A 6,080-nucleotide genomic window follows, 5' to 3' on the forward strand; every position below is an offset into this window, starting at 1 on the left:
GCCTGCCCGACCTGCAACGGCGCCGGCGTCATCTACACCGACCTGGCGATCATGGCCGGGGTCGCCACCACCTGCGAGGACTGCGAGGGCAAGCGGTTCCAGGCGTCGGTGCTGGAGTACCACCTCGGCGGCCGCGACATCAGCGAGGTGCTCGCGATGTCGGTGACCGAGGCCGAGGAGTTCTTCGGCGCCGGCGAGGCGCGAACCCCGGCCGCGCACGCCGTCCTCGACCGGCTCGCCGACGTCGGGCTCGGCTACCTCACCATCGGCCAGCCGCTCACCACGCTGTCCGGCGGCGAGCGGCAGCGGCTCAAGCTGGCCACGCATATGGCCGAGAAGGGCGGCGTCTACGTGCTCGACGAGCCGACCGCCGGCCTGCACCTGGCCGACGTCGAGCAACTGCTCGGCCTGCTCGACCGGCTCGTCGACTCCGGCAAGTCAGTGCTCGTGATCGAGCACCACCAGGCGGTCATGGCGCACGCCGACTGGATCATCGACCTCGGCCCCGGCGCCGGCCACGACGGCGGCCGGATCGTCTTCGAGGGGACGCCCGCCGACCTCGTCGCCGACCGCTCCACTCTCACCGGCCAGCACCTGGCGGCGTACGTCGGCGCCTGACCGAAGGCGTCGGCGGAGCACCCGCGGGAGTCTGGGGGTGTCAGATGCAGGACTGGCGATCAACTGGTCAACGGCGTGACCTGGATGCCGTCGAGGTCGGGCGAGTAGGTGCGGGGGCCGGGGAAGGTGCTCGGTCCCGCGTGAGTCAGGTATTTGATCGTGTTGGTACTGGCGTTCAGGTGGATGCACATCAGATAGGTGCCCACCGTGTCCCAGCCGCCGGTGCGGGGGGAAGAAGCCGATCAGCTGTTCGGGGCCGCCGTTGACGCTGACGTATCCGGTGCACTCGTCGCCGGCGGCGTAGCGGATGGTCAGGGCGTAGTTTCCGCCGCGTGCCACGGTGATGTTGTTGAACTGCACGGCGGCTCCGTTGTAGAGGTTGCCGACCTTCTGGCCGTTGTCACAGCCGCTGCAAGATGCCACCGCGGCCGGGGCGGTCAGGGTGTTGGAGGGGTTGGCGGCGGAGTAGAACTGTCCTTCCTTGTCATGTCGCTGGGTGTGGGTCCCCCACGGAGATGGGGCGTCGGCGCAGCGCCTGACGGGAAGACGCTGCGCCGACTTCTCGCACCGGCGCCTGGCAGGCGGCGTCGGAAATCTTTGGCGTGTGGTGCCGGTACCGCGCGCCCGGAACCGGCTTTCGACGGTCCGCACGCCACACCGACCGTCGCCTGCGTGTCAGTCCTTTTCCTGGCTTATGAATGCCTTGATGGCAACCGTAGCGGCTCCTCGGGCCCATTCGTCGAAGCTGAGTGGGCAGACGACGATCTCGCACTGATCCGCCGTGCTGAAGGCGTGCTGGGCGAAGGTCGTCCTAATCTGCTGTTCGAACAGGTCATAGGCGGCCAGTCCCTCTCCGGAGATGATGACGCGCTCGGGCCCGATCAGGTTGACCGCCGCGGCCAGCCCGAGGCCGATCGCTCGCCCGGCCCGCGCGTAGACGGCGCTGGCGCCCTCATGGCCGCTGTGCGCCAGGGCCGCCGCCTCGCCCGGAGTGCGCACGTGCACTCCGGGCAACTGGTTGATCTGGTCGATGATCGCCGGATCGGAGGCGATCGCCTCGAGGCACCCCCGGTTGCCGCAGCGGCAGACCGGTCCTTGCTGATCGATCGTCAGGTGGCCGATCTCCCCGGTCACTCCGTGCGCGCCGGAGATGACCGCGCCGTTGACCACGATGCCGCAGCCGATTCCCGAGCCGACCGTGACCAGCACGAATGAGCGGGCACCGTTGCCGGCGCCGAACCACCCCTCGGCCGCGCTGAGCGCCCGCACGTCGTTGTCCAGCACCGTGGGCAGGCCGGTGCGCGAGGTGACCAATTGAGCAAAGGGCACGTCGCGCCAGCCAAGGAACGGGGTGTAGCGCACCACGCCCACCGAGCGGTCGACGTCGCCGGACAGCGCGACGCCCAGCCCGCGGACCCGGGTGCGGTACGCCTCGCTCCGCGCGAGCAGGTCGTCAACCACCTCGCCAATGACCACGGTCACCGATTCGACGTCGCGGGCGACCAACGCCGCGTGACGCACCGCGCGAATGTTCGCCTGCAGGTCGGTGACCACGCCGATGACCTCTCACCGGTCACCTTCACGCCGACGAAGAACGCGCAGTCGGCCGACACGCGGAGCGGCGTGGCCGGTCGGCCGATGGCCGCACCGATCGGCCGGTCCTCGCTCAGGTAGCCGCTCTCGAGCAGCGGCCGCACAGCCTTGGTCACCGCCGCCGGCGACAGCCCGGTGCGTCGGCCCACCTCCACCCGGGAAAGTGGCCCCTGGGTCAGCAGGGTGGTGAAGGCGAGCGTGGCGGCCGACCCGGTGATCGGGATCGGCTCGGGACGTTGAGTCGCACGCACGAACGCACCGTACCGTGTTTATTTCCCGTGTCAATAAAAGAATTGAACGCGATGGCGGCGCGTTCGCGCTCCAGCATCGCGAAGATCCACCAGCGCGACCCGAGCACGCAACGGCACTCACCGAACCCAGCCGGGCCTGCGCGGACAGAACCAACGATCAATCCTGTCCGGGCAAGCCCAGCCGCGGCCACATCCTCCGGTTCGTCAGTGCGTCTGAACGAGCGCGGCGCTATCCGCCGGGATGGTCACCGTCGTCGTGGTGCCGCTGACGGACACGGATGTCGGGTTCGGCGTGAACGAGCCGCTGACGCCGACCGCTGATCCGCCGATCGTGACCGCGTGGGACGACAGCGACGGCGCCGTCAGCACGTACTCGCCGGCGCCGGTCGCGGAGGCGGACAGAGTGATCGTCGCGCTGACCGCGGACGAGCCTATGTTGTCGACGAGCACGTTGTCCCCGATCCCCCACGCGGTGACGCCCTTGCCGCCGGACACCGTCGCGGTGTGGAAGGCACCGGTACCGGCCATCACCCAGAGCAGTTCACCGTAGTAGACACCCTGCACCCCGGTCGGCGTGATCCCGGAGTACGTGATCGGCGTGTAGTTCAGCGGGAACTGGCTCGACGAGCCGCCGTGGAAGTTGACGCCCGCGCCGCCATGCGCCGCGACGCCGTCCATGTAGTTCAGCGACCACAACGACGCTGCTTCGACGTCGCTCACCCCGGCGGTGCCGCCGTGGTAGTACGAGTTCGTCTCAGTCATGCGCCACTGCGAGATCCCGTCGGCCTTCTGGGTGCTCTGCATCGTCGCCCACGTGCTCGGCAACCGTCCCGACGCGGTCGAGGCGAGCATTCCGGAGATCGTGCCGGAGGTGTTGGATCCGATGTAGAGGTGCGTCGACAGGATCTGCAGGCTGTTGTTCTTCTCGTGCGAGCCGAACGCGCTCACCCAGGCCGTGGTGTCGCCGCAGCCCGGTCCGTCGAACACTGCGTTGGGCACTACGGCCTTGATCGCCTTGAGGTACGAGTTGTAGGAGGACTCGTAGGCGCTCTCGGTCGTGTAGAAGTTCGGCTCGTTGCCGATCTCGAACGCGATCAGGCTGCTTCCGAGGGCGTGCGCCGCGAACTGGGCCTCCGACGCGGCGTTCGCGGCGGTGTTGATCTTGAGGTTGATGCCGTAGATGACCTTCCAGCCGGTGGCCTGGAGGAACCCGGCGAGCTTGGTCACGTCCGGCGGAGCGACCTCGGACGCGGAGCCGCCCGCGCCGTTGGGATTCCATTTGACGATGTCGTTGAGGTTGCCGCCGATGCGGATCACGTTCGGGCCGAGAAGCTTGAAGAGATTGACCAGGTTGGTGTCGGTCGCGTTGAAGACGCCCGCGCCGATGCGGTCCTTCTCGTAGCTGAATCCGGCGAACCCGTTGCCGATGGTGCCGCTGCCCGTCTTGCTGACGGTGATCTTCACGGCGGTCGCGGCCGGCTGCGCCGCGCCGGGAGCCGCGTACGCGGACGTCGCCACGGCGGTCAGTGCGCCGGTCACGCACAGCGCGGCCAGCGATAGTGCGAAGGTGCGGTGTTTGAAGGTGAGGCGGAGGTGGGCCATTGGCACTCCCTTGGCGCTGGAGGGTGGGTGTAGGTAGACAACCGGCGTGGGAACGGCGTGGGAGTGCCGTCGGTCTGCCTACGCGATCAAAAGACCCGCGAGAATGAAGCACAGCAACGCTCGTATGCGAAATGAGGTTCACATATAAGAAATGTGTGCGAAATACTAAACGTAAAGTAGGCTGCCGCACCGCCCGCGTCAAGCACCGCGTCGCAGCGGACAAAGCTGGGATAGCAGTGGGTGCAGTCACCGCGTTCACTCGTAACGAAATGATGAGTGGAGACGTCGAGAGCGCGGGCTCCGACCTCCACCTCGACCGTGGCGAGGCCCCCCGTGCGGCTCTCGACGTGGAAGGTCTTTCACGAACTTCGCCTGCGGCGCGTTTCGATCTGTCTCGACTCCGGTCTTCGACGTGGACCTGAGCGCGGCGTTCGAGTCGAGCCGTGCCAGCCGACGCAGCCGTACAGCCGCGCACAACATCAGACGCCTTAGCCTCAACAAGCGCCTCACCCCAGCCGCGCCGTGCCGTGCCGCTGAGGCGAGCTAGCAGACCGAAGCGCGCCGCCCGAGTCGAACCGTGCCAGTCGACGCAGCCGTACGGCTGCGCACAACATCAGGGGCCTCACGCTCAACAAACCTTCGCCCCAGCCGCACCGTGCGGCTGGGGCGAGTGAGGCGAGCGGCCTCGGATCCTTGACCCTCGGCCCGCTCCCGATCAGTCGAACTGGCCGGGCTGGTAGTCGCCGGCCGGCTGCTGGATGATCACGTTCATCCGGTTGTACGTGTTGATCAGGGCGATGAGGCCGACCAGGGCGGCCAGTTGGTCCTCGTCGTAGTGCTTGGCCGCGTTCGCCCAGGCTTCGTCCGTGACGCCTCCGGCTGCGTCGGCGGTGCGCGTGCCCTGCTCCGCCAGTTCCAAGGCGGCGCGCTCGGCCTCGGTGAACACTGTGGCCTCCCGCCACGCCGCGACCAGGTTCAGCCGCACGGAGGTCTCTCCGGCGTGCGCGGCGTCCTTGGTGTGCATGTCGGTGCAGAAGCCGCAGCCGTTGGTCTGGCTGGCGCGGATCTTCACCAGTTCCTGGGTCGCGGCCGGCAGAGTCGTCTCGTGGAGGACCCGGCCTGCGGAGTTGATGTACTTCAGGAACTTGCTCGCGGTCTCGTTGCCGAAAAGCTCGAGTCGGGCGCTCATCTCGATCTCCTTGCCGTGTTGACGGTTACACAGCATTGACGGAGCGGCCCGACGGGATGTGACAGGCCGGTGGGCCAATCGGGTGTGACGTGAGTCTCTTGCTCGCCGGGTCTCGTTCGACGGTATGACCGTTCCCGCGCGCTGCGGTCCACGGGTGCCCCGCTGCAGTTCACGCACACCGCGATTCACACGTACTTGGTGATGTCGGCGACCGTGAAGCCCTGCGCCTGTATGTGCCGGTACAGGTTGATCATCATTTGAATCATGGTCTCGCCCTTGAGCTGCGCCGGGCCGCGGAAGTGACACAGGATGATGTCGCCGGGCCGCAGGTGGTGCGAGGCGGTCTGGTACTGCATATCCTGTATCTCCATCGACTCCTTCCACAGCATCATGCCTTTGAGACCGGCTTGCTTGGTCGCGGAGATCGTCGTCGCGTTGTAATTCCCGCCCGGCGGCCGGAATATGTACGGCGTCGTGCCGTACTCCTTCTGGAGCTTCTCCTGCTGTCCGGCGATTTCGTCCAGCTGACGCTGGGCCGAGAGGCCGGGCATATCCAGCGGATGGTTGACCGTGTGGTTCTGGATGGAGATGAACCCGGTTTGGTAGAGCTGCGCGAAGTACGCGTAGTCGTCGCGGATCAGCGTGTCGGCGAGGCTGATGGTGATCGGTATCTGGAAGTCCTTGACCATCTGGATGAAGGCGGGGTCCTTCTCGATGCCGTCGTCGATGGTGACGAACACGACGTTGTCGCTGATCGGGACGCGCGAGAACACCTGCGGGTTCGCCGCGCTCAGGGTGATCGGCTTGACCGCGGGCGGGGCCGGCGG

7 protein-coding genes are annotated in these 6,080 nt (G+C 67.2%); 1 reads left to right on the top strand and 6 read right to left on the bottom strand.

Annotated features, from left to right (window positions below):
- A partial coding sequence (locus VGZ32_RS00680; protein WP_326883762.1) for an ATP-binding cassette domain-containing protein occupies positions 1–618 on the top strand: 618 nt, incomplete at its 5' end.
- Positions 619–677: 59 nt separating this feature from the next.
- Here VGZ32_RS00680 and VGZ32_RS00685 read toward each other — a convergent pair.
- The 6 genes from VGZ32_RS00685 to VGZ32_RS00710 all read right to left on the bottom strand — a co-directional run.
- A complete protein-coding gene (locus tag VGZ32_RS00685; RefSeq protein ID WP_326883763.1) occupies positions 678–824 on the bottom strand; it encodes a hypothetical protein in 147 nt (48 codons plus the stop codon).
- A gap of 469 nt (positions 825–1,293) precedes the next feature.
- A complete protein-coding gene (locus tag VGZ32_RS00690; RefSeq protein ID WP_326883764.1) occupies positions 1,294–2,172 on the bottom strand; it encodes an ROK family protein in 879 nt (292 codons plus the stop codon).
- Positions 2,097–2,462: a winged helix-turn-helix transcriptional regulator gene (locus tag VGZ32_RS28970; RefSeq protein ID WP_326883765.1), complete on the bottom strand. Its 366-nt coding sequence runs from the start codon at positions 2,460–2,462 to the stop codon at positions 2,097–2,099. Before VGZ32_RS28970 ends, VGZ32_RS00690 begins: the two co-directional genes overlap by 76 nt.
- Before the next feature lie 204 nt (positions 2,463–2,666).
- Positions 2,667–4,064: a hypothetical protein gene (locus VGZ32_RS00700; RefSeq protein WP_326883766.1), complete on the bottom strand. Its 1,398-nt coding sequence runs from the start codon at positions 4,062–4,064 to the stop codon at positions 2,667–2,669.
- 715 nt (positions 4,065–4,779) lie between these two features.
- Positions 4,780–5,253, bottom strand: a complete 474-nt coding sequence (locus VGZ32_RS00705; protein ID WP_326883767.1) for a carboxymuconolactone decarboxylase family protein — start codon at positions 5,251–5,253, stop codon at positions 4,780–4,782.
- Between the two features lie 185 nt (positions 5,254–5,438).
- Positions 5,439–6,080, bottom strand: a 642-nt coding sequence (locus VGZ32_RS00710; RefSeq protein WP_326883768.1) for a polysaccharide deacetylase family protein, incomplete at its 5' end; no start/stop codon positions are given.

The sequence above is a fragment of the Actinocrinis sp. genome, assembly GCF_035938995.1.
Classification (GTDB): Bacteria; Actinomycetota; Actinomycetes; order Streptomycetales; family Catenulisporaceae; genus DASZGI01.